This window comes from Spirosoma fluminis, assembly GCF_054778895.1.
The window spans coordinates 78,444-102,719 of the sequence record NZ_BAAGZD010000019.1; the positions used below are offsets into that span (position 1 = coordinate 78,444).

A 24,276-nucleotide genomic window follows, 5' to 3' on the forward strand; every position below is an offset into this window, starting at 1 on the left:
TTACGGATTATCAGGCGAAAACCGGTTAAAACGCAAAAAGGAAGCCGACTCGACTTCCTTCCAGATTCTTCGTTTATGACTGCTTACACGGTAGCGACGAGTGAGTGAATCGCCTGCAACGTAGCTTCTTGTTCTTCCACCATACCTACATGTCCGGACTCGTTCAATACAACAAGACCAGCTTGGGAAAGTATCTCGGCCAGACGACGATTTTTCTCGATTGGAATAATCTGATCATGTTGCCCGGCCACAATCATCACGGGGAACGTAGCGTGCTGGAGTACGTGCGTTCGATCGGGACGTAACAGCATGGCCTGTACACCCGCGCTCAACGCTTCGCGGGGCAGATCACTGTACCGGTCAATCAGCGCTTTTATCGTATCGGCCATCTTCGTCCGATTGTCAGGCGCAAACATATTGGTAATGGCTGTTTGAAGAAAATCGCGGCTTCCCTCCGTTTTCAATTTGCCAATCACCTGCCGACGCTGCTCTTTCTTGGCTTCGTCGTCGGCCGATACCGTTGAGTGAAATAAGCACATACCGCTCACTCGCCCGGGATACTGCTCGGCAAACGCCAGAGCGATATACCCGCCCATTGAGTGGCCCACTAACAGAACCTTATCAACCTGAGCATTTTGCAGATAAGCATGCAGTTCTTCGGCATACGCTTCGATGGTCTGGAGATGACTAAAGCGAGAAAAATCAGGTCTCAGGACGGAGGTCGTTACAGACAAATCGGCGTAGACGCCATCCCAGATAGAAGCATCTACGCCGTGACCGTGAATGAGACAAAGAGTGGTTTGCTGACTCATTACACGCATTATACTTATTCGAGTACGCCCAGCAGAATCAGAACAATACCCACGATGAGCAGAATCAGACCAAGAACGCCGATAACGCCACCGAATAGCAACGACAGGATCAGACCGATAGCACCAATAATGATCCCGTTACGGGCGTTACGGTTCAACGCTTTGGCTTCGTCCGGCGCTACGTGGTTTTTAATTTTCTTATCCAGCTTTTTCAGTACTGTACGCTCCATCAGCGACAGTTTCTTGGTCGAAGCTGCGCTTGCTGATACGTTCGACTTATCGCTGGCGGTGGTGAGCAGTTCGTTAACCCGGGCCATCCGCTTGGTCAGTTTCTTGTTCGAAGCCAGTTTACTATCGTTCCGAACGTAGGCTTCTACCTGACTCATCACTTGTTTAGCCTGTGCGACCTCAGCCACAGCGGGTGCTGGCGCGGGCGTTGCTTCGGGAGTTAGTGTTTCAACAGCAACGGGCTGCGCGGCTTCAACTGGCGTGGCTACAGCAACCGTTTCCTGCTGGGGTGATTTAAATTGTTCGCGTGGGCCTTTTTGAAAATAAGCAACTGGACGGCTGCAGGATGAAAGAATGGCGGCACCCATAAGGGCTGCAAAAAGGTGCTTGGAAAGCGTGCTCATAGAGAACATGGTTTAAATGAATGAACGATTGAGATATCACCCACAACAACTGCATCTTTTGGGGTTTGTTGTGAGGTAAGGCGAAAAACTGAATGAATCTGATTAAACGAAATTAGACTGGCTCGGCAATACAGGCAGAACTGGACAGGGTTTACCTTGCGCTAATGACTTCGCGAATAGCGGTTTACGAAGTCATTAGCGCCCTTGAGAAGGCTGATTTTACAAAAGCCCTACCAGCAGGATAACTGCTCCGGCCAGTAGCAAAATAACGCCTACACCTGAACCTACGCCGGTCAGCAGTAGAATCAGCCCAACAATAACGACAACCGCTCCAGCGGCCAGAATACCAGTGCTGGCCATCGCTTTGTCTGGGTTGGCGGGGGCCAGTCGTTTGCTGAGCTTCTTATCCAGTTTTTTCAGCACCATCCGCTCCATTAGGTTTGCTTTGCGGGGAGCACTTGCGGCATCAGGCGTCAGCGTTACGTTGGTCGAAGCAGTAGCCAGCATCGTCCGGGCGCGGTTCATCCGTTTCTGTAAGGTTTTATTAGCAGCCAGTCTGCTATCGTTACGTACCAGGGCGTCGATCTGGTCGAGGGCGGCCGTAGCCTGCGCAATCTGTTCAACAGGCGTTGCCGTAAGGCCTGTTGCCGCCGGGGTAGCTTCCGCCACCGGGGCCGTTACCTGAGGCTGAGCGGAAGTAAACTGCTCGCGTGGGGCTTTTTGAAGATAAGCGACCGGGCGGCTACAGGCCGCAAAAAATAAGGTCAGCAGCAAGCCGACCAATACGCGATACGTAGTTGTTTTCATTTGACAAGGTCATTTTGAGCGTTAATCAATTAATTGTCAAGGGCTCAACTGACCGGCTGTCCGCTTTGTTATCGATACATGAACAATTCCTAGTAAGTGGGAATGCAACGAGCCCCAGCCTCTGTCGAAGCTGGGGCTCGTTGCACTTTATTATACAGGTCTTAGGCTACCGAACGAAGCTGATAAGTTGTTGACTTACCAAATTTCTCACGAGCATATTCCAGACTGACGGTCAGCTCTTTAATGCCAGCCTGAGAAGGCATTTCGAACATAGCGTCGGTGATGATCGATTCGCAGATTGACCGCAAACCGCGCGCCCCCAAACCATACTGGAGCGCCTGATCGACGATGTAATTCAGGGCGCTGGGGTCCCAGTGCAACGTAATGTCCTCCATCTGGAAGAGCTTGTCGTACTGCTTGGTAATGGCGTTTTTAGGCTCAGTCAGGATCTGCATCAGAGCCGCCCGATCCAGCGGTTCGAGGTGAGTCAGCACGGGTAAGCGGCCAATAAGCTCCGGAATAAGCCCGAACGATTTCAGATCAAGCGCGGAGATATACCGCATCAGATGACCTTTCTCAAACGTATCGTTCAGCCGACGGTCGCCCGAAAAACCGATCGGACGCGTATTGATCCGCTTGGTGATGTGCCGCTCGATACCGTCGAAAGCGCCCCCGCAGATGAACAGAATGTTTTCCGTGTTGAGTGCAATCAGCCGCTGATCGGGATGCTTACGACCACCCTGGGGCGGTACGTTCACGACCGAGCCTTCGAGCAGTTTCAGCAGCGCCTGCTGCACTCCTTCGCCACTGACGTCGCGGGTAATGCTGGGGTTGTCCGATTTGCGGGCGATTTTGTCGATCTCATCGATATAGACAATCCCCCGTTCGGCCGACTCAACGTTATAATCAGCGGCTTGCAGCAGCCGGGTCAAAATCGTTTCAACGTCTTCGCCAACGTAACCCGCTTCGGTGATCACCGTGGCATCGGCAATACAGAAGGGCACTTCCAGAATTTTGGCAATCGATCGGGCCAGATACGTTTTTCCGGTACCCGTTTCGCCAACCATGATGATGTTCGACTTTTCAATCGTTACGTCGTCGCTGGTCTTGGGCTGCATCAATCGCTTATAGTGATTATAAACGGCAACACAGATCGCTTTCTTCGCATCGTCCTGACCAATTACGTATTGATCGAGGTGGCGCTTCATATCGACAGGCTTGATCAGATTGATGTTTACCTCGGCCGGTTCGCTTCGTCGCGGACGCATCTCTTCCAACACCACCTGGTGGCCTTGCTCAATGCAATAGTTGCAGATGTGTGCGTCAATTCCTGACAGCAGCACCATCACCTCGTTTTTGCGTCTTCCGCAGAACGAGCAACTGATTTGTGGCATGTACGTTTGCAGTGTAAATAGGCTGGTTTTGCAACAGACCGCCGGGTTTTATACCGTTTTCGGTCCGATGCAGTTAACAGTTCGTTTGAGTGCTTTGTTAGAGCAACTTGGCTAAATAAAGACGACCCAGGTGTGCCTGGGTCGCGAGCTATTGACAAAGTTATTAATCGGCCGTCAGATCGCCAAGCAGGCTGAGCCTTACCGACCAAGTTTTTATTAATCGTAAACGAAAGTACCGCTCACAGTGCCAGCCTGGTAGCTGACGGGTAAGCCACTATTGGCAAAGGTGTATTGATAGGTCGCTTCGTTCGTTGACTCAATCACGGCCGGGTCGGCAGGTGACAGGTTCTGGGATTTCGACCGGACCAGATTGTTCCTGCTCGAATAGGTTTGTACGTCGATCAGCCCTCCCTGCGAGATCAGCCCACGCAGGGGATTTTGGGACGTATCATACTCATACGTATCACGCGCCCGGGAGGTTATGGCACCCGAAGCATCCGTAATCGTGACGTCCTGCTGGATGACGTTATCGTTGGCGTAGACATATACCCGCTTATTTTTGCTGCCATCGGCAAATCGCTGCGTTTGTTTAACGATATGCCCGGTCTTATTAAGCTCATAGACTGTTTCCAGGCTACTTCCCGTTGAGGCAGGCGCTACCGTTGTTCTTGCCGTTACGGTTAATCCTTCGTACGCCAATTCGCAGCGTCGGACAACCTCCAATGCTACAGCGTTGCCCGTAGCGGGGTCCGTTGAGAAACGGCCTTCTTCGATCTTTTGAAGCCGATTCTGGGCATCGTACGTGAATACGGTCTGAGGCATATCGTCTTTCCCCTCGCCCGACCGCTGATTGTACGTCCATACTGATGCCTGCCGTCCCTTAGTATCGTAGGTAAAATCCGAAGAAAATATATTTCGCTGCGTTAAGATGTATTGCTTCAGATGCCCCTGTACGGCAACCGACATAGATACCGGTGCCGATACTGCGGTAGAATCGGGAGTTTGCGGCTTGGTAACTTCCGTTGCGTTGATGCAAGCCGCTAGTAAACCAGGTAATGCCAGACTGACGCACCAGCCAATCAGGGTATGAGGTCGCATAAGGTAGTTTTTTGCCGATATAGGCCAAACGCCTGTAAGACAATATAACTACTGAAAATGGGAAATGGCCTGATCTATTTTTATTTATCGGCAAAAAGAAAGGCGCGAAAACCACATCTGTAGCTTTCGCGCCTTTTTACTCAGGTCGATTTAACGAAACAGCTCAGGCCGTTTTTTCGCGACGTAACACTTCGTCGATCAGACCGTATTCTTTAGCTTCCTCAGCCCGCATCCACTTGTCACGGTCCGAGTCTTTTTCGATTTCTTCGACTGTTTTTCCGGAGTGGTGCGCCAGAATCTGGTATAATTCTTCGCGGAGCTTAACGATTTCGCGGGCGGTAATTTCAATATCAACCGACTGCCCCTGTGCACCACCCGATGGCTGGTGAATCATAACCCGGGCGTGAGGAAGTGCAGTACGCTTTCCGGCCGCACCACCCGCCAGCAAAACAGCGCCCATCGACGCGGCCAGACTGGTACAAACGGTGGCGACATCAGGCCGAACGTATTGCATAGTGTCGTAGATACCTAAACCGGCATATACCGATCCGCCAGGGCTGTTCAGGTACATCAGGATGTCTTTCTTCGGATCGGCCGATTCCAGGAACAGCAGCTGTGCCACAATGATGTTGGCAATGTTATCGTCGACGGGAAGGCCCATAAAAATGATCCGGTCGGCCATCAGCCGCGAGAAAACGTCTACCTCACGGAAGTTCATGGGCCTTTCTTCAATAACCGAGCGGGTCATATTTTCGACGGTGTGGTTCACATAACCGTCTACCGTAAGGCCGTTAAGGCCCATGTGATGTACGGCATACTTGCGGAATTCTTTTTCGTAATTCATATATTGGGTTTACTCTTTGGTTTGAAAACGAATAACAGACAATGTAAGTTTCGGCCGATAACGTTGCGGGGTTGTTGCGCCCTGGCAGGTTTAGCTGCACCGAACACTGCAAAATTGCGTTATCATACCGAAAAACAGTATCGGTTTAGGTTTAGATTTTATCGTACTTACTTGATATGAAGGCTTCCATCGCAGAGAAAATACGACTTCAGCGGCTCCAGAAAGGGTTATCGCAGGAGAACATGGCCGATCTGCTCAACTTATCCACTACGGCTTACGGCGACATTGAGCGCGGAAAAACTGACCTGACCCTCTCCAGGCTTACGCAGATTGCCAGTGCCTTGCAGGTTTCGCCGGTGACCCTGTTAGCCGATGAAGCCGTTTCCGCACAGGTAATTGATGATAAACAGAGTGAGGTTGCTCATCATGAACTGGAGACCTTACGCCTAACCATTGAGAAGCAACAGGTCGAACTCGACAAGCTGCGGCTGGAGGCTGACTACTGGAAGCGTAAATACGACGACCGCATCGCTATGGACCTCCTCCGGTCGATGGGTGTGGAGCAAAAACGCGAGCGGATCGGGTTCTAATTACTTGGCCGAAATTGAAAAGACGCTTACCTTGCAGACAGGAAGAACTTACGTTACCGACGCGCTAGTTGGATGCGCTCCTGGTTTTAGATGCATAAGCGAATGACCGACCAAAGTAAAAATTTTCTCTACCAGTACCTTAACAACGCTTCGCCGACCGGCTTTGAATCGTCGGGGCAGCAGATTTGGTTAGACTACCTCAAACCCTATACCGACGAGTATATTGTTGATACCTATGGAACAGCCGTCGGTGTGATCGGGCCCGGAAAGGACTACAAAGTCGTGATTGAAGCCCACTCCGACGAAATTTCCTGGTTTGTTAACTACATCTCCGACGACGGCTACCTGTTTGTTCGCCGGAACGGTGGCTCCGATGCGGTAATCGCTCCCTCAATGCGGGTGCATCTCCATACAAAAAAAGGGGTTGTGGATGGTGTATTCGGTTGGCCAGCCATTCACGTTCGGGATCTGGCTAAAGATACGGCTCCCAAAGTAACCGATCTGTTCATTGATGTGGGCGCGGCTACCAAACAGGAAGTAATTGATCTGGGCATTCACGTCGGTACGGTCTGCACATTTTCGGATGGTTTGATGGAGCTGAACGGGCGCTATTTTGTGGGCCGGGCGCTGGACAACCGCATGGGTGGCTTCATGATTGCCGAAGTGGCCCGTCTGCTGAAAGAAAACAACGTTACGTTGCCCTATACGCTCTATGTGGTCAACGCGGTGCAGGAGGAGATCGGCCTGCGCGGTGCCGAAATGATCGCCCGCCGGTTACGACCCGACCTCGCTATCTGCACCGACGTAACGCACGACACCCAATCACCGAAGTATGATAAGAAAGAGCAGGGAGATCTGAAATGTGGCGATGGCCCCGTATTGTGCTATGGCCCGGCGGTGCAAAACAACGTACTGGATTTCATGATCAGCGTGGCTGAGCAACAGGGCATTGCCTTTCAGCGGCAGGCCGTTAGTCGTTCGACGGGCACGGATACCGATGCTTTTGCGTATGCTACCGAAGGCATTGCCTCGGCCCTGATTTCGCTGCCCTTAAAATATATGCACACGACTGTCGAAACGGTGCACATGGACGACGTACAGAACGTAATCAAGCTTATGTACGAAACGTTGTTAGCCTTAAAAGGCGGAGAAGATTTCCGGTATATCAAGTAACATTAGTTCAACCGTATACGAAACCACATCGCAGCCGATTTCCAATCCCGTAAGCCCTGCCAGCCTACGGGATTGACATTTCTAGCGGGTTATAATTTTAAGTGATGTACCGGCGGCTACGCGATCATCGGCCTTCAGGCTGTTCAGCGTACCCAGTTCTTCGAGCCGGCTGGAAGGCATTCCCAAGGTCGCCATTACGTCGCGGAACGAGCCGTCGCGGGCGGCTTTTCGGATGGCTACGCGCTCCGGCTTGCGGTTGAGTTTATCAGGGTCCGTGAGCGATCGAAAGTTACCGGCTACGCTTTTAAACGTTTGAAACGCATTGGTGAACCCGCTGGCCGAAGTTAAGCCATGAAGGGCGTAGATGCTGTTATTATACTGAATAAGCCACGTTCCAATCTGTAAGGTGTTCTTCGGGTCAGCTTGCTGCTGCGGCTGTCCCTGTTGTTGCTGCGCTTGCTGTTGTGAAATCAAGACGTAAGCCGGATTCCCGTTGATGGTTGTCTTTGAACTCTCCAGCACCTTCAGACTAAGCTGTTTCACCAAAGCCTGAGCCGCTTCGTCCAGCGATTTGCCGGGTGCCAGCATCAGAATCATCGCCGTCTGCCCATCTTTATCGACCATCTGGAATTGGCTGGGTGCGTTCTGGTATTGCCAGCCGCTCGGCACGGGAAACTGAAACCGCAATTCCGGATGGTAAAACACATTTTTCTCGACAAAGCCCTGCTTCGGATCTTCGCCGTATATGATTCCGTCAATCATTTGTAAGTACCGATCCCGATCGGTTTGATAGTTTCCCGGATTTTTCGCCTGGTATTCTTTTGCCAGTTCATGCACACGTGAATAGCGATTACCCGGATCGGGGTGCGTTGACAAAAACGTAGGCACGGCCTGTCCCGAATTGTCGGAGATGCGTTTGATGGTGGCAAAAAAGTTGGCCATCTGGTGGGCATCGTACCCGATTTTACTCGAGTATTCAACGCCAATACCGTCGGACTCCGACTCGTGTGCCCGGCTATATTTAAGCGTTAACAGGCCTAAGCCCTGCTGAGCCATTTCGGTGAGCTGGGGCGCAAACACGGCGCTGGCAATCGTCCCTAACGTACTCAAGATCTGGGTATTCTGCTGACGAACCGAATGCCGGGCGGTGATGTGGCCAATCTCATGGCCCAGGACCCCGGCAAACTCCGCTTCGTTATTGAAGTGGGCCATAATGCCCCGCGTAAAATACACGTAGCCCCCCGGTACCGCAAAGGCGTTTACGACCGGCGAGTCGACGATGTAGAACTGATACGGCAAATCGGGTCGATGGGATATTTTGGCCATCGCCATGCCTTTCTGGTTGATAAAATCCTGGAGCTGTTTGTTTTCGTAGAGCCCCATCGTAGCAACAACGGAAGGATGTGATTCTTTGCCAAGTGCGATCTCCTGCTCCGTCGACATCAACGACAGCTCGCGTTTCCCCGTTACCGGATTACGCGCGCAGGCGCTTACTATAACGAGCATGATCAATAGCCCAAATCGGGTTGGCGTTAAACAGGCGTGCATGGCTGAATGAGGGTTTGTGTCTGGTGTCAGCGGTTACCGCGCAAAGCGCTTTGTACTGACATCTGAGTATAAACCACTAATGTAGTCCGCTTTGTTTAAGCCAAGTATATTGATAGAGAATACAGAGAAATGTAAGATAGGGCCCTAATCGACTAATTAGCAGATAATAGTGTTTGCTAATTTTCCCGTCGGAATCCGCGCCCATTTGGGGTACCATCGCCCGGCATTCGACCCATACGGCGGAACTGGCGATCCTGCGACTGGTTCGGTTGGCCCGCTCCGAACCGGCGCAGGTTATACACAAAACTGACCATGAAGTAGCGGTTCAGCACCCGGCTTTGCACCTCCTCGGTGTACGTATCCGTTACGTTCCGGACAATGCTCTGGTTCTGACTGAGCAGATCGAACACCTGGAGACGCAGCTCTCCCTGATTCTGCTTGAATAATTGCCGCGAAAGGGCCGCATTCCATAAGGTAAACGACTGATTGTAGGTTGCCGAGCTGCCACCATAATTATTGTAGTACACATCGGTGGTGAACGTGAATCGGAACGGCAACTGGTAAAACAGATCGAACGTAACGGTCTGGTTCAGAAAGGTTGTGTTTTGCTGCGGCTGCAGCGAATACTGAGCGGATTGCAGGTTGATGTTACCCGCTAAACTCAGGTCCAGCTTTTCGTTCAGATTCGTGTTGACACGCACCCCCTGGCCGACGAGCCAATTCTGAAGCTGGTTGGGCTGATTGTTGACAAAACTCGTCCCTCGGTTGTAGGTCAGGTTCGTCGTCAGGTTCAGGTTCACCCGCTGCTCACTGAACATCAGCGGTCTGCCCAGCGCCAGAAAGCCACTCAGATTGTAGTAGCCATCGGTGTTTATGGGTTGAGTAGTCTGGGCACCCGACCGGGTAAACGACGTAGCATTGACGATCTTATTGTCGGTCCGGCTGACGTTCAGGGAAGCAAATAGGCTCCGAAACGTCGTGGGCTCCAACCGGTTAAAATTCATCGACAGCGTATGGGTGTATTCGGGTTGCAGGTTCGCATTGCCGAGCCGGATATTGAGCGGATTGGTATTGTCGGGCACCGGCTGTAATTGATTGACCGACGGTGCGTTGATGCGCGTGCGGTAATTGATACGTAGCGTCCGGCTCTTCCCGAAGTTGTAGGTGAACAGCGCGTTTGGCAGCAAGTTGGTAAACGTCCGGTTCAGGGTTGTGTCTCTGCTGAGGTTGTTCGACCGTAACCCGGCCTGCTGCACATCAACACCGAGGGCGTATGTATACTTCAGGCGCCGGGTTTGCCACGTCAGCCCACCCCGGTTGGTCATATACGTATTCACGAAGCGATTGGTCAATCGCGTATTCAATAGATCGTAGCGCCCCGTCGACTCATTAAAATCATTAACGAGCCGGTCTGAGGTATTCCGGTTGTTCGACAAGGTGTAGTGAAATTCCAGCGTTTGCCGCAACGATAGCGGCTCGGTATAGCTGAAGTTGATCGAATTAGTCATCGACCGGGTTTGCTGATCGTTACGTTGGTTGATGTTCTGGGCGAACAGCCCATTCACAGCCGTTTGACTCCCCGGAACCGCCGTCGTTGAGATGCTCGTGCTTGAGATCGGCGTATTGGGCTGGGCATAGGTGTTGGTCGACCGGTTAAAGCCTTCGTTGTCCTGATCGTTCAGCGATACGTTCCAGTTCAGGGAAAACGTTCGGCCGCGCTTGCGGAACTTACGCAGAAACAGCAGCGAGTTACTGCCGGAAAGCCCTTCGCCCGATGAACTGTACCTGGTATTGCTGGTGTTGGCCACGGCACCTCGCCCATCAAGCGTCTGGGCCTGACTTTGAGTTTCGTAAGTTGACTGAAGCCACGACAGACTCGGAATAACGCGAATGGTTGTCAGCGAATCGATTCGGTAATCGAGCCGGAGATTCGCGCGGTGGTTGGTATTGGTATTGTCGGAGCCGTTGGCGCGGTTTGTTACAAACGACGAATCCGACCGGTTCGTACCCGATGTACCCGTATCGTTCTGGCCTGGCAATACGTTTTCCCGGCGGCTGCGCTGATCGGTTACGGTATTGGTGTTCGATACATTATAACTTCCGGCTACGTCGATTTTCTTACCCCAGCCATCGCGGTAGTTAATCCCCCCCGACCACGACTGCGTAATGGCGTTATTACCCACCTGACCGCCCCCGCCAAATGAGCCGCCACCCTGACCACCCCCGACTCGGATCATATTTCCGCCCCCCGGATTACCGCCCTGCCCCTGGCCGCTGCCCCCAAAGTTGCTACCCAGTCCCAGGTCCTGGGCCGTGAATCCCTGCCGGTTCACGTTGTTAGCCGATCCGATCATTGAAATCTGCTGGCCGTTGTTAAACCGGTTCAGGCTCAGTCCGGCAGAGTACCGAGCCTGGTCGTCGGGTTTGGGACCGGCCCCAATCGACTGCTGGCCAAACATCCCTTTGCGTTTGTCTTTCTTGGTGGTAATATTGATTGTTTTTTCTCGGTCGCCATCGTCCACGCCCGAGAAAGCCGACTGCTCGGATTGCTGGTCGTAGAGTTGCACTTTATCGATGATGTCGGCGGGAAGATTTCGGGTGGCCATTTTAGGATCGTTACCGAAAAACGGTTTTCCATCCACCAGCACTTTTCTTACCTCCTGCCCCTGCGCTTTCACCGTACCGTCGCGGTCGACCTCCACACCGGGCAGTTTTTTCAGCAAATCTTCAACCTGCGCATTCGGTTTGGTCTTGAACGACCCGGCGTTAAACTCCAGCGTATCGCCCTTAACGGCAATGGGTGCCCGTTCGCCCTGTACGGCAACCTCATTGAGGGTTTGGGTCTGCGCAACTAATTCAAGCGTTCCCGCATCGGCAGCAGGCTCAGCTTTGGTAAGCGAGATCCGGCGCGAACGACTCCGATAGCCAACGTACGTAACCAACACGCGATACTGCCCTTCGGCGACTTTCGGAAACAGAAACTGCCCTTCTCCATCGGTAATGCCGAACGTAATAAGCGACGAATCCCGCGCCGACAACAGCGATACCGACGCTTCGAGCAACGGCTTGCGCGTCAGCGAATCGACGACCGCCCCCCGGATCGTACCCGACGACTGAGCCAGCGACGTATTAACGAACAGCGTACACTGAAAAATGACGACCAGCAACCAGTATAGATTCTTCAGAAGTAGCGTTTTTTTCATTGTCCCGTCGGCTTAATCCCGGTCATTGCTTTTTAGTTTCGGTTCATCATGCGCTGACGAAACGTAGCCATCGCCTTCCGGCGCAGTTCGTTCATCTCGTCGGACGAGACAATTTTAGCGTCTTTAGGCGGTTGAACGGCGGTTTCGGGTACGGTCTCTATCGACACGCCCGTTGCTTTGAACGACTCGTTGTCCGATTCGATCTGCAATACAACGCCTTTCTCCGGCGTCAGGCCCGCAACAGGTGAGTAGGTAAACGGCAGATCGGTGGTGTACCAGACGGTATAGGTTTCGGCGGGCCCCGACTGTGCGGCATCGTTTCGTTCAGCCGGTGCAGCGCCGGGCCCTCCGCCCATCATTCGGCGCATCGGCCGATACGTAGCGGTGGCTTTGCGGCAAACGTAGCCCGCAATCTTTTTTGTTTTATCGGACAATTGCCAGCCCTCCGCTTTGGGCATGGGACGTTCCGTACGGTACGTTTGGCTCGACGAATCTTTTTTCATCGTCAGCACCTCAATGTTCGTCCGGTTGGCCAGATCGAGAAAGGTGGTTTGTTCAAACGGGGGCGTCATGCGCATTTCGCGGGGTTGCCCGGCACGATCACCTCCTCCGGGAGCAGCGCCATTAGCCCCTCCACCGAATGTCCGGCGAATCATCATGTTTTGCGGCCGATCACGTTCTTCTTTGGCCATCGTCCCCGAAAATACCAGCTTCTGCGTAAATGACATCACATCGGGCATACCTTCGGGGGGCTCCGGCGCGCCGGGACTGCCGGGCCGCACTTCCTGGCCGTTAATGATCATGCGCATCTGCGAAAAGTCGACCCGGCGCATGCCTTCGTACGTAATTTTACCCGCCATACGGCTGTCCGATGAGGACGACTGAGCGTATAAGGTTGTTAGGGTGAGGAGACTAAGAATAGAGACAGTAAACACGTATTGTTTCATGGTGGAAAGAGCGATTCAGGGGATAAACGTTGCACAATTTAAAAAACCTCTACCTAAAACTTTGGCGAAAGGCGTTAAATTGAGGTTAAGTAGCCGTTTTTACGTCCCAAAAGCCCTTACATGCCTCCACAACGTATCGTTTCGCTGGTTCCTTCGCAGACCGAACTCCTTTTCGACTTAGGTTTAGACACTGAGATTGTGGGCGTTACCAAATTCTGTATCCATCCTGCGGACAAGGTAAAGGAGAAGGCGATTGTGGGCGGCACCAAGACCCTGCACCTCGACCGGATTCATGCCCTGAAACCTGACCTGATCCTGGCCAATAAGGAAGAAAACACCCGCGGGCAGATTGAGGAGCTGCAACACCATTACCGGGTACACGTAACCGATATGACGACCTTACCAGACGCACTGGCTATGATTCGGGAAGTCGGCGTTTTGGTTGGCAAACCGGATAATGCAGAGCAAATGGCCCGGCAGATTGAGCAAAGCCTGCGCGGTGTTCGTACCGAACCGCGCCAATCCGTCGCGTATTTTATCTGGCGCACTCCGTATATGGTTGCCGCAAACGATACGTTCATCGATGCTATGCTCGACACAGCGGGTTTTCGCAACGCCTTTGCTGGTCAGACCCGGTATCCGGAAGTAACACCGACCGGACTTCAGGCTGCCCAGCCAGAGCTGATCTTTCTGTCGTCGGAGCCTTATCCGTTTACCGAAAAGCACATCGCCGAGTTTCAGGCTATATGCCCTTCCGCACAGGTATTGATTGTGGATGGCGAACTGTTCTCGTGGTACGGGAGCCGGTTGTTGCGGACCGCTGATTATTTTAAGAACTTGCACGCAGAAATCGCCCGACTGGCGGTTTAGCTAGCTGTCTGGCTGTGCTTTTCTCGTCTTTTATTACGTCTAATGCAATCACCCGACCACACCCTTTCTATTGCCTCGGTCAATCTGATTCTGTTTGCCGCCCAGCAACGGGGAGCGGATACCAATACGCTGGCCCGGGCGGTGGGCATTCGTCCCGAACAGCTTCGCGATCCCGATGGACGCGTAACGATCCGGCAGGCACAGCAGCTCTGGCGTGAACTCGTAACGGCGACCGGCGACCCAAACATTGCGCTGCACATCGGCGAAATGATTCATCCCGTTTCGATTGGAGTACTGGCTTACGTAATGATGCACTGCACTACGTTGGGAAAAGCGTTCGAAAAGCTCTGCCAGTACCAGGATATTGTCTGCGAAGGCACACGAACCGTTGGGCATCGGGAAGGCGATCAGTTCTGGCTATCGATTCACCTGACAAGTCCCGACATTATTTATCCGGCCTACGTCCTTAACTCTGAGTTGTCGGTTTATCTCTCCGCCATCCGGGCCTTAACAGGCATGCCGGTTGCGGCTCAGGAGATCCGGTTCGCGTATCCACGGCCACTCGACATCTCGGAGCACGAACGCGTTTTTGCTCCGGCACGGGTAAGTTTTGACGCCGACGTAACGACGATGGTACTGGATGCCGCTTTGCTCGATACGCCGATCCTGAACGCCAGTCCGAGCCTGTCGGTCCTGTTCGAGCAGCACGCCGACGATTTATTACGTCGGCTCCAGAAACCAACCTTAAGCGCCCGCGTACGTACCGAAATCATTGCGTTGATGAAAGGCGAAGAACCTACGCTGGCAATCGTAGCCGACCGGCTGGCAATGGGCGTCCGGACGCTTCAGCTTCACCTGAAAGATGAAGGCACTACGTATCAGCAGCTTCTCGACGATATTCGTAAAGAGCTGGCAGTTAAGCACCTGCGCGAACCGAACCTGAGTACAACCGACATCGCGTACCTGCTGGGCTTTGCCGAGCCGAGCGTTTTCTTTCGGTCATTCAAGAAATGGACGGGTCATACCCCCGGTGCCTACCGGAATCTCAACAGCCAGGTTCGCGCAGCCTAACGCCCGGAACCAGTCCAGTAAGCGGCTACAACGTATCCAGACTTGTGTGCTTGAAGCTATCGAGGTATTTCAGGCCGTAACCAGCCACGCGGTCCATGCAGGAGTGGGCAACGAGTATTACGCCAGCCAGCATCAGGTATTGGTTACCCAGAATCAGGCCCAATATCCCAATCGCCAGTCCTAGCCCTTTATGATGCACAACATTATAAAGCACCGCGCCAACCGCCGGGTTGATCAGGTAACCAATCATACTCAGATCGGGCACTAACAATAGGGCTGGAAACCACCACCAGGCGAAATTCAGGCGGGAAAACAGATAAATGCTTGCCAAAAACAAGGCTAGTTCTTCGGATTTGAGTAAGGTTTTCATTGACAGGTTGATTTAGAGTAAATGGATGTTTGAAAAAGGTCGCCTGGCGAATACCAGGATGATCAGCATTAAACGCTGGCAGCTGTGTTTGCGGTCGATACGGGCATAAACGGCTGCTTTAGTTGATGCCGGGCAAACCAGGTCAGCGTTTCGGTGATGGCTTCGTCGATTGGGGTTTCCTGAAAATCAGGGAAGGCGGCCCGCACGTTCGCGTCATCGAGCAGGATCGTATTTTCGTAGAGATACAGCATTTCTTTTACCTCCCGAACGACGGCCACGAACAAACCCAGGAAACCGATGGCGAACCGGCTATGAATCTGCACGCGTAACGGTTTACCGGTTATAGCGGCAACCCGGCCGAAAAACCACCGGGTAGATGGGAACGTATGCCCACCGTAATTCCAGACTTCATAAGGCGCTGTTGCCTTCCGTAGCATCAGGCGCACAATAACCTCAGCGGCATCATTTGTGTATACGGACTGGTGTGGAATACTGGCGTTCAGGAGCCAGGGCAAAGCTTTGCCCGTCAGGGCACCTTCAAAAATAGGCTTCACTCCGGCGTTCAGAACGTTTGGCCCCCAGAAGTCGGGCAACCGAACATTTAGCACACGACAGCGCCCTTCGGTAGCCGCCTGTTCGAGCATCGCTTCAAGGGTAACGCGTAACTCTCCTTTTTTACTGACGGGATTCGGGCGGCTATCTTCCCGGATGGGTTCCTTGGCGTTGCCGAAATTATAGACATTCCCGGGAAAAACGAGGGTAGCCCCATGCTGAGCGGCTGCGTCGATCACATGCTGCGTAGCCTTATCCATGTTGCCGAACCACTGGTGATACGGGTAATTGATGCCGTGAAAAATATGCGTTTTCCCAACTGCAGTGGTTTTTAGCCCCGCTACGTCCTGCACATCACCTTCGACAATGGTTAACGTAGCGGCATTAGGGAACAACGCTTCTGCCTTGGCGCGGTTTCGGACCAGGATGGTCACCGGTAGCCGACGGGCCAGCAGATTTTGGGTGACCGCGTACCCGATACTCCCCGTTGCGCCCAGAACGAGCGTGTTTATTGAATCCGAATTCATGACGTTTGCGCGTTAAAAAAGACTTGTCAAAGGTCACGCGCAAACGTCAGGTCGTCGCTGACTAAAGATGCAAATCGAGTGACGGATTACGAAAAAAGGAGAAGCCTACCGTTTTTCGCAGCTAGCCCTGGAAGCAAGAATAGTCGTCGCGTTCGTTTTCTGGAACGTATTGGTCCGCTTAAAATTTTCGACGGCGACTTCCCCGCATACGTCATACGTAGCAGAATTGGTAATAACGGAGGAGTTTATCACGGTGGTTGTCGCATCGATCCGGCACCGATAGCAATCGCCGTCAACCGTCGGCTGTTTACAGTTGAGTAAACCCAGGAAACAAACAAATACCAACAATCTTCTAATCAGCAGATTCACAGCACTTTCGTTTTACAAGGCGTTAACCGTTCAAGACGGTTAACGCCCCTGACTTATTCTATCTCGCGTTTTCCGAAGCAGCACGTATGTTCTTTACGGTCAGAACTTTCGCCATATCGTCCCAGAACGAGGGGTAGGACTTCGCCACCACGCCTGGCTCTTCGATAATCACCTCGCGCTGCATAGCCACCGGCGCAAACGCCATCGCCATGCGGTGATCGTCGTAGGTGTGAATGACCGGAATGCGCTCGGCAGATGATTGGCTTACCTGATGCACTTCGTACCGCTCATTCGTGTCTACTTCAACTAATTCGGCACCAATCTTCTGCAGCTCAGCCTGCAAAGCCGCCACGCGATCGGTCTCCTTGATTTTAAGGCTTTCGATACCGGTCAGGGTTAACGTAATGCCTTTTACGGCCGCACAAACGGCGACCGTCTGCGCCAGATCAGGGCAATCCGTAAAGTCCCACGAAAGCGCGGCTTCCGTTGGGCGTTTGGTCAGGCGAACGCCTTTCTCCGTGAACGTACTGACAACACCCAGGGACTGCATGATCTCGACAATGGCGCTGTCGCCCTGCAATGACTGCTCTTTCAGACCGAGTAATTCAAGCTCCGTCGACGGGTCGCTGGCTACTGCCACAACGCTGTACCAGTAGCTCGCTCCCGACCAATCGGACTCGACCTGGTACGTTCTGGCAGTATACGGTATCGGAGCAACGGTGATGGTGTTGGTGGACCAATCGGCCCGAACGTCGGCACCGAAATACGCCATCTGCGCCATCGTCATCTCGATGTACGGACGTGATCCAATCGCGCCGGTTAAGCTCAGCGTAATTCCCTGGGGCAATTTGGGCGCAATCATCAGCAGGGCTGATATATACTGGCTGCTCACATCGCCCCGGATGCTCACCCGGCTCTCGCCCGACGATGTAAAGCCGTTTAACTGCAAAGGTGGGTAGCCCTCATTGTTCAGATACGTAATGTCGGCTCCGAGAACACGTAGCGCATCGACCAGAATACCAATCGGCCGTTCGCACATGCGCGGTGTACCGGTCATTGTTTTTTGCTGCCCCGCTACGGCAAAATAAGCCGTTAGAAACCGCATCGTTGTACCGGCATCCAACACATCGGCCGTGCTGTCCTCCGACCGGAGCAGGCGGATCATCGTCTGCGTATCGCGGGCGGTCGACAGGTTCTGAAGATCGCTCTGGAAACCGGTTAGTGCGTCAATAATTAAGGCGCGATTGCTTTCACTTTTCGACGAAGCCAACGGAATGGTGGCCCGGACTGGACTGCCTTCAACAGAAGTAGCTGGGGGGATTAAGCGGACGGCGTTCAAAAGACTGGCAAATTGATTGGGAGACAAACGAGTCGCAAAAAAACGAAAATCCTGGTAGATTCCGGCCATTAATGGCTTGTTACCCCAGATTGAATTCTTTTTTTACAAATGACTTACTTTCTCAACGCAACCGTCTTTACCGGCACCCAATGGCTGACGGGCGCTTCTGTCTACGTTGCCAACGGCCGGATTCAGGAACTTTCTACCGCACAAAACCTAGTCGATAAAAACGGCAGCGACGGAGCAGTCATTGATCTCGACGGCGATTACCTCATACCGGGTCTGATCGATTTGCAGCTCTATGGCGGCTCACACATCTTTCTGAACGAGCAGCCAACCCCCGAAGCCGTCCGGCATATTTACGACTCGCACGCCAGCAACGGCACGACGACCCTGCTGCCGACGATTCACTCAACCTCGCTGGAGATCATGCAGCAGGCGATGGCCGCCGGGCAGGTTGTACGTACCGAGAACCCGCATGGCGTACCCGGCATCCACCTTGAAGGGCCTTATTTCAACCCAGTCAAACGCGGAGCCCACAGCCCGGCCTTTGTGCGCACACCCGCCGAGGGAGAGCTGGAAGCCCTATTCAGTACTAATGCCGACGCCGTGCGTATTCTGACACTGGCACCAGAAATGTTGTCGACCGAACAGCTACAGACCCTTACCCGGCTGAAACACCCCAATACATTGCTTTCCCTGGGTCATTCAAACGCTACATATCAGCAGGCGATGCACGCGTTTGACGAAGTAGGCATACCGTTAGCCACTCACCTCTACAATGCCATGCGCGGATTTGAAAGCCGCGAACCCGGCGTTGTTGGCGCGGTCTTCGACAATCAGCACGTTCGGGCCAGTATCATTGCCGACGGTTACCACTGCGACCCAGCCACCATTCGCATTGCTCGCAAACAACTCGGCGACCGGCTGTTTCTGATTTCGGACGCTTTGTTCGCCAACCCACCCCGCCCCGACTTCAGCTTAGGCCAGTTCGTCGTTCGGTTTGAACCCGACACGGACGAGTCCGGCGGGTTCCGGCCGGGTGAATCCACGCGGGGCCGTTACGTTAACAATGAAGGAAAGCTGGCCGGATCGGCCATAACCTTGATCGACTGCGTGCGAATTTGCGTGGATCGGGTTGGGTTATCGCTTACCGACGCCTTACGGATGGCCTCCGTAATTCCAGCCGAAATTATTGGATTAGGTCATGAACTCGGTGCGATTCAAGCCGGGTATGTAGCCAATCTGGTTCGACTCGACAAATCGTTAACCGTGAAAAACGTATGGGCAACCGGTGAGCAGCTCCGTTAACGAAGCTGATACTTACTTATCTCCTTTCAGAAGCTCTTAATGCGGTTTATAGACGGTTAGCTCATCGTCACCTACCCGCTCCCGGCTGACGAGATTGCCCCGCACAGTTGGTGCGTTCACGCCCCCGTTGAGCAGGGTCTGACTGCGAAACACGCGCATTTCATCCCACAAACCGGCGTCGATGAACGAGTTCAGCAACGTAGTGCCGCCTTCCACCAAGACGGACTGGATTCGGCGTTGGTATAAATCGTTCAGAAGCTGAGTCAGGAACGGTTTATCCGGATCGAGCCGAATATACTGCATAGCTTCTGTCATTTCGTTGCCCGAATCATCTTCGTTGTTCGAAACGTGACCGTAAACCAGCGTAGCTTGCGACCCATCGAACAGGTGCAGATCGGGAGGTAAGGCTAGTTGTTTATCGATTGCGATACGTATTGGATTACGCCCCGGCCAACGTCGTACGTTCAGTTGCGGATTGTCAGTTCGGGCGGTGTTTGTGCCGACCATAATGGCGTCCTCCTCCGTCCGCCACCGATGCACCAGGCGCTGGCTGAGTGGCCCACTGATTTGAACTTGTTTGCCGCCCGCTCCGGTTATGTATCCGTCGGTTGTTTCCGCCCATTTAAGAATGATGTAAGGGCGCTGTTTTTCAAAAAAGAGAAAAAAGCGAGCGTTAAGGTCCCGACCCATGTCCTGCAGCAAGCCGGTTTCAACGGCAATACCGGCATCGCGTAGTTTCTGAAACCCCTGCCCGGCTACGAGTGGATTGGGGTCATCGTTGCAGCAGATTACCCGCTTTACCCGCTTTTCGATGAGTAAATCCGCACAGGGTGGCTGCTTGCCATAATGGGAACAGGGCTCCAGCGTTACGTAGGCTGTGCTTTCGGATAACAAATGCTCATCTTCCGGACGTACCGACAGGACGGCATTACGTTCGGCATGTGCTTCGCCATAGCGCTGATGCCAGCCTTCGCCAATAATTCGTTCGTCACCGGTTGCGCCATGAACAATCACGCAGCCGACCATCGGATTAGGGCTCACCTGCCCCCGGCCCAGGGTAGCCAGTTCCAGTGCCCGGCGCATGAACAGAATTTGTATGTTTTCGGACATTACTTGTCGATTTGAGGGCTCACTGTACCGGAAAACTGACAACCGGGACGGAGAACCGTCGAAAACTAAAAACTAAAATTTAGTTTTACACAAAATTACACGACCTCGACCGAATGGCTACAGCCAAACCGCTATACGAACGCTTAAGTAAGAATATTACAGCCTACCCACCCGAAGAAGCGCGGGAAATGGCGTTTATGCTCCTGGATCACTACTTCGGTCTGCGCAAAACCGACGTACTTACCGATAAACCGCTTCCACCAAACCGCACCGAGCCCGACTGGTTCAAGATTCTGGAACGGCTGAACCGGCAGGAGCCCATTCAGCACGTTATTGGCACCACTATATTCTGCGGGCTGGAATTTGAGGTGTCGCCCGATGTGTTGATTCCACGGCCCGAAACCGAAGATCTGGTGCGGCTGATTATGCACGATTTCGCCGATCGTACGGACGACGTTCCCATTCTTGACATTGGCACGGGCAGCGGCTGCATTGCCGTTACGCTCGCCCGGTTTCTGCCCCAGTCGGTGGTAACGGGCTGGGACGTTTCGGCTGAAGCGCTAGCGCTGGCCCAGCGTAACGCGGAGCATCTGAACGCTGACGTAACGTTCGGGATTCAGGACATCCTGAACGTACCGGCTGACTTTACCCAGCGGTTTGATTGTGTGGTGAGTAACCCGCCCTACGTAACGCGTTCCGAAGCGGCCGATATGAACCGCAACGTACTCAACTACGAGCCGGATCTGGCTTTGTTCGTCGAGGACAACGATCCGCTGGTGTTTTACAAGGCGGTCGCGGATTTCTGCGTTCGCCACCTGACGAAAGATGGGGCTTGTTACGTTGAAATCAATGAGCGCTTTGGTGAGGCTACCCAGCAGGTGTTTGCCGATCGGGGGTTTACCAAAATTCAGGTATATAAAGACATCCACGGCAAAGACCGTAGTATCCGAGCCACGTTTTGATTGAAGTTGTAAAGTTGTATAGTCATACAGTTATAAAGTTGCTCCACCGAACTTCTAACTTACGAGCATTGAATCTTAATACTGCATAACTATAGAGCCTTACAACTCAGGACATGGCTACCGTTAACCGATTAGAAGCCCTCAGGGCTTGGCAGAAAGCCAGACTTTTGTCAAGCAGTATTCATGAAACTCCACGGGATAAAACGTTCCATGACGATTACGACTTAAAGCGTCAGATACGACGGTCGGGAGGTTCGGTCGCAGTTATACCGTTCATTGGAAACCGCTACGTTACACAGACAACGTTTGATCAGCTCTATATACAAGCAGATGAAGTGAGCCGAATCATCGACAGCTTACTTTTTTATTTGAACAACACAGACAATAAAGGGAGACGCTATTCAAAGGGAAACTTAAACACCGATTAGCGACACGGACTATACAACTGTATAACCATACAACCTTACAACTTCATAAGGATGCAGGCGTCAACTTCGACTACGTATCACACAAAAATTCGGGAAGTGTTCCGGGAGATGAGCCAGGTGGTGGTTGGGCAGGATCGGCTGCTGAACCGGCTGCTTATTGGTTTGTTTACGGGCGGACACATCCTGCTGGAAGGGGTCCCGGGCCTGGCCAAAACCCTGACCATCAACACGCTTGCCAAAGTACTGGAACTGGATTTTCAGCGCATTCAGTTTACGCCGGATCTATTGCCCGCCGATCTGATCGGCACGATGATTTTCAATCAGAAAACGGCCGAGTTTGAAGTGAAGCAGGGGCCAATTTTTGCCAACCTGATTCTGGCCGATGAGGTCAACCGGTCGCCCGCCAAAGTGCAGGCGGCTTTACTGGAAGCCATGCAGGAAAAACAGGTGACCATCGGCGAAGAAACGTTCGTGCTCGACCGGCCATTTCTGGTTCTGGCCACTCAAAACCCCGTGGAGCAGGAAGGTACCTATCCCCTACCCGAAGCCCAGGTCGACCGATTCATGATGAAGGTATTCGTTGATTACCTGAGCAAAGACGATGAGCTGGAGGTCATGCGCCGAATGTCGAACATGAATTTTGACTACGAGGTGCAGCCAGTTTTGGTGAAAGACGACTTAGTTGCCATTCGGAATGAGATCAACAGCATCAGCATCTCCGAAACCCTCGAACGCTACATCATCGAACTCGTTTTTGCCACCCGTCGTCCGATGGAATACAACCTTCGCGACGAAGCCCGGTACATTCAGTTCGGCGTGTCGCCCCGCGCCAGTATCCACTTAAACCTGGCCGCTAAAGCCCTCGCTTATTTCGATCAGCGCGATTACGTGCTGCCCGAAGACATCAAAGAAGTAGCTCCCGACGTGTTCAACCACCGCATCATGCTCAATTACGAAGCCGAAGCCGATGGCATTACACCCCTGCAGGTGATCGACTCGATTCTGCGGAAGGTCGCCATTGGCCGCTGAACCAGTCCCGTACCGAATTCTGTTTTATACATACCCATGAAGCAGAACCAGTTTTTCCTCATCATCGCCCTTGTGGTAGCAAGTGGCCTTTGGTTTTACGGCACCTATGTAGCGAAGCCTAAAGTCGCTCGTCACCTTCCTCCCGGTGCTACGTCACCCGGTGGCCGACGGGTCGAAAAGCCGGAGGCTGAGTGGAAAAACATCCTGACCTGGTCGCAGTATCGGGTTATGCGTAATCGGGGCACCGAATGGCCGAACAGCAGCCCACTTACGCACGAACACAAGCCCGGCACGTACGTCTGCGTCGGCTGTCGGAATCCGCTATTCTCGTCCAGGACAAAATTTGAGTCAGGTACCGGCTGGCCAAGCTTTTACGCGCCCATTGTGGCGAATGCGATTTATACCGAACCCGACGGCAGCCGCACCGAAGTTCGCTGCTCGGTTTGCGACGCGCATCTGGGCCACGTGTTCAAGGATGGCCCAGAGCCAACTGGCCTTCGCTACTGCATGAACGGCGTGGCGCTGGCCTTAACGCCCTGATGTGACTAACGGGCAATCGTTCTTTTGCAACCCAACCGGCGATATGCCCAGTTAACTACCCGTGTCTGCCAGCGACTGACGGTTGGGTAGTCCGCTGGACCATCAACGGAGCCACGGCCGGGACTGAACAAAGTACAGACTACACAAACATTGAGCAAATCACGGAAGAGCGGACGTATGCCAACGCAACCTATGAGGCCCCGCCCCGCGAACCCGCCACAAATCCGGTCGTGATTGGAGCCGAAATCGACCTGAAGCAGTGGGGGCGGCTTATTCTTGTGCAACCCATTCGCGTTGAGTCAAGCTCGTTTATAAACGTAGAGGGCACCTCAGCATTAACCTTGACCGGCTCCGGGCTTCGGGCGGGTATGGTGTCGGGAAACGGTCTGCCGATGGTTAGTTTTATCGTCTACAATTTCAAGGGGAAAGGCACCTACGCGTTTCCTGAACCGAAAGGAACTGTAAACGAAGCCGTTGCCATGCTCGGGTATGGTGGTGGCTTCAGCCAGGGCTATTACGAGCCCCTATCGGGCAAATGGATAGCGGGCAATGTACGCTGAACGTTACCGAACACGGAGGCAATGGCAAGCCCACCAAGGGCACCTTATCGGGTGTGTTCTACTACGGCACCTCACCCGTTCCGGTGCAGGTGAAATTCAAGAGCGCGCCCGTTTACTACCACAACGTAGCAAGCAAACGCCGTACTCGCAGTCTGAGTACGGCGTTTGTGTAGTTCAGTAATGAATCCCT

23 protein-coding genes are annotated in these 24,276 nt (G+C 53.1%); 10 read left to right on the forward strand and 13 right to left on the reverse strand.

Annotated elements, in window-relative coordinates; all coding sequences use genetic code 11:
• Positions 1 to 83: 83 nt before the first annotated feature.
• From ACYVBJ_RS19345 to ACYVBJ_RS19370, 6 genes are all read right to left on the reverse strand, one after another.
• Positions 84 to 812 (reverse strand): alpha/beta fold hydrolase, encoded by a 729-nt coding sequence (locus ACYVBJ_RS19345; protein ID WP_460983952.1) that lies wholly within the window; start codon positions 810 to 812, stop codon positions 84 to 86.
• A 14-nt stretch (positions 813 to 826) separates the two neighbouring features.
• A complete protein-coding gene (locus tag ACYVBJ_RS19350; RefSeq protein ID WP_460983953.1) occupies positions 827 to 1,444 on the reverse strand; it encodes a hypothetical protein in 618 nt (205 codons plus the stop codon).
• 219 nt (positions 1,445 to 1,663) lie between these two features.
• Positions 1,664 to 2,251, reverse strand: a complete 588-nt coding sequence (locus tag ACYVBJ_RS19355; protein ID WP_460983954.1) for a hypothetical protein — start codon at positions 2,249 to 2,251, stop codon at positions 1,664 to 1,666.
• 161 nt (positions 2,252 to 2,412) lie between these two features.
• Positions 2,413 to 3,645 carry an ATP-dependent Clp protease ATP-binding subunit ClpX gene (gene clpX, locus ACYVBJ_RS19360; protein WP_460983955.1) on the reverse strand — a complete coding sequence of 411 codons (1,233 nt, stop codon included), beginning with the start codon at positions 3,643 to 3,645 and terminating at the stop codon, positions 2,413 to 2,415.
• A gap of 216 nt (positions 3,646 to 3,861) precedes the next feature.
• A complete protein-coding gene (locus ACYVBJ_RS19365) occupies positions 3,862 to 4,743 on the reverse strand; it encodes a hypothetical protein (protein WP_460983956.1) in 882 nt (293 codons plus the stop codon).
• Between the two features lie 163 nt (positions 4,744 to 4,906).
• Entirely contained in the window at positions 4,907 to 5,587 is a 681-nt protein-coding gene (locus ACYVBJ_RS19370; RefSeq protein WP_460983957.1) for a ClpP family protease, read from the reverse strand.
• Between the two features lie 176 nt (positions 5,588 to 5,763).
• Between ACYVBJ_RS19370 and ACYVBJ_RS19375 the strand changes: the two genes are divergently transcribed.
• Positions 5,764 to 6,177, forward strand: coding sequence for a helix-turn-helix domain-containing protein (locus ACYVBJ_RS19375; protein WP_460983958.1), 414 nt, complete (start codon positions 5,764 to 5,766; stop codon positions 6,175 to 6,177).
• A 102-nt stretch (positions 6,178 to 6,279) separates the two neighbouring features.
• Positions 6,280 to 7,350, forward strand: coding sequence for a M42 family metallopeptidase (locus ACYVBJ_RS19380; RefSeq protein WP_460975997.1), 1,071 nt, complete (start codon positions 6,280 to 6,282; stop codon positions 7,348 to 7,350).
• Positions 7,351 to 7,431: 81 nt separating this feature from the next.
• On the opposite strand, the gene ACYVBJ_RS19385 is transcribed toward ACYVBJ_RS19380, so the two are convergent.
• The 3 genes from ACYVBJ_RS19385 to ACYVBJ_RS19395 all read right to left on the reverse strand — a co-directional run bounded on the left by ACYVBJ_RS19385 (position 7,432) and on the right by ACYVBJ_RS19395 (position 13,048).
• Positions 7,432 to 8,898: a M48 family metalloprotease gene (locus tag ACYVBJ_RS19385; protein WP_460983959.1), complete on the reverse strand. Its 1,467-nt coding sequence runs from the start codon at positions 8,896 to 8,898 to the stop codon at positions 7,432 to 7,434.
• A gap of 176 nt (positions 8,899 to 9,074) precedes the next feature.
• Positions 9,075 to 12,101 (reverse strand): outer membrane beta-barrel protein, encoded by a 3,027-nt coding sequence (locus ACYVBJ_RS19390; protein WP_460983960.1) that lies wholly within the window; start codon positions 12,099 to 12,101, stop codon positions 9,075 to 9,077.
• A gap of 32 nt (positions 12,102 to 12,133) precedes the next feature.
• Positions 12,134 to 13,048, reverse strand: coding sequence for a GLPGLI family protein (locus ACYVBJ_RS19395; RefSeq protein ID WP_460983961.1), 915 nt, complete (start codon positions 13,046 to 13,048; stop codon positions 12,134 to 12,136).
• 120 nt (positions 13,049 to 13,168) lie between these two features.
• Between ACYVBJ_RS19395 and ACYVBJ_RS19400 the strand changes: the two genes are divergently transcribed.
• Both ACYVBJ_RS19400 and ACYVBJ_RS19405 read left to right on the forward strand, forming a co-directional pair.
• Positions 13,169 to 13,918 (forward strand): ABC transporter substrate-binding protein, encoded by a 750-nt coding sequence (locus tag ACYVBJ_RS19400; protein WP_460983962.1) that lies wholly within the window; start codon positions 13,169 to 13,171, stop codon positions 13,916 to 13,918.
• Positions 13,919 to 13,960: 42 nt separating this feature from the next.
• A complete protein-coding gene (locus ACYVBJ_RS19405) occupies positions 13,961 to 14,989 on the forward strand; it encodes an AraC family transcriptional regulator (RefSeq protein WP_460983963.1) in 1,029 nt (342 codons plus the stop codon).
• 25 nt (positions 14,990 to 15,014) lie between these two features.
• Here ACYVBJ_RS19405 and ACYVBJ_RS19410 read toward each other — a convergent pair whose 3' ends face one another.
• From ACYVBJ_RS19410 to ACYVBJ_RS19420, 3 genes are all read right to left on the reverse strand, one after another.
• Positions 15,015 to 15,359: a DUF4260 domain-containing protein gene (locus ACYVBJ_RS19410; protein WP_460983964.1), complete on the reverse strand. Its 345-nt coding sequence runs from the start codon at positions 15,357 to 15,359 to the stop codon at positions 15,015 to 15,017.
• A 68-nt stretch (positions 15,360 to 15,427) separates the two neighbouring features.
• Positions 15,428 to 16,438, reverse strand: coding sequence for an NAD(P)H-binding protein (locus ACYVBJ_RS19415; RefSeq protein WP_460983965.1), 1,011 nt, complete (start codon positions 16,436 to 16,438; stop codon positions 15,428 to 15,430).
• A 427-nt stretch (positions 16,439 to 16,865) separates the two neighbouring features.
• Positions 16,866 to 18,146 carry a 3-phosphoshikimate 1-carboxyvinyltransferase gene (locus ACYVBJ_RS19420; protein ID WP_460984152.1) on the reverse strand — a complete coding sequence of 427 codons (1,281 nt, stop codon included), beginning with the start codon at positions 18,144 to 18,146 and terminating at the stop codon, positions 16,866 to 16,868.
• Positions 18,147 to 18,254: 108 nt separating this feature from the next.
• Here ACYVBJ_RS19420 and nagA point away from each other — a divergent pair, with 108 nt between their 5' ends.
• Positions 18,255 to 19,457, forward strand: a complete 1,203-nt coding sequence (gene nagA, locus ACYVBJ_RS19425) for an N-acetylglucosamine-6-phosphate deacetylase (protein ID WP_460983966.1) — start codon at positions 18,255 to 18,257, stop codon at positions 19,455 to 19,457.
• A gap of 36 nt (positions 19,458 to 19,493) precedes the next feature.
• Here nagA and ribD read toward each other — a convergent pair whose 3' ends face one another.
• Positions 19,494 to 20,567: a bifunctional diaminohydroxyphosphoribosylaminopyrimidine deaminase/5-amino-6-(5-phosphoribosylamino)uracil reductase RibD gene (ribD, locus tag ACYVBJ_RS19430; protein WP_460983967.1), complete on the reverse strand. Its 1,074-nt coding sequence runs from the start codon at positions 20,565 to 20,567 to the stop codon at positions 19,494 to 19,496.
• Positions 20,568 to 20,680: 113 nt separating this feature from the next.
• On the opposite strand from ribD, the gene prmC reads away from it, so the two are divergent.
• The 5 genes from prmC to ACYVBJ_RS19455 all read left to right on the forward strand — a co-directional run bounded on the left by prmC (position 20,681) and on the right by ACYVBJ_RS19455 (position 24,259).
• Positions 20,681 to 21,529, forward strand: coding sequence for a peptide chain release factor N(5)-glutamine methyltransferase (gene prmC / locus ACYVBJ_RS19435; RefSeq protein ID WP_460983968.1), 849 nt, complete (start codon positions 20,681 to 20,683; stop codon positions 21,527 to 21,529).
• A 479-nt stretch (positions 21,530 to 22,008) separates the two neighbouring features.
• Positions 22,009 to 22,986, forward strand: coding sequence for an AAA family ATPase (locus ACYVBJ_RS19440; RefSeq protein ID WP_460983969.1), 978 nt, complete (start codon positions 22,009 to 22,011; stop codon positions 22,984 to 22,986).
• Between the two features lie 36 nt (positions 22,987 to 23,022).
• On the forward strand, positions 23,023 to 23,526 hold the full coding sequence (gene msrB, locus ACYVBJ_RS19445) for a peptide-methionine (R)-S-oxide reductase MsrB (RefSeq protein ID WP_460983970.1): 504 nt from the start codon (positions 23,023 to 23,025) through the stop codon (positions 23,524 to 23,526).
• 230 nt (positions 23,527 to 23,756) lie between these two features.
• Positions 23,757 to 24,086, forward strand: a complete 330-nt coding sequence (locus tag ACYVBJ_RS19450) for a hypothetical protein (protein WP_460983971.1) — start codon at positions 23,757 to 23,759, stop codon at positions 24,084 to 24,086.
• On the forward strand, positions 24,062 to 24,259 hold the full coding sequence (locus ACYVBJ_RS19455; protein WP_460983972.1) for a hypothetical protein: 198 nt from the start codon (positions 24,062 to 24,064) through the stop codon (positions 24,257 to 24,259). Before ACYVBJ_RS19450 ends, ACYVBJ_RS19455 begins: the two co-directional genes overlap by 25 nt.
• The last annotated feature ends 17 nt before the right edge of the window (positions 24,260 to 24,276 follow it).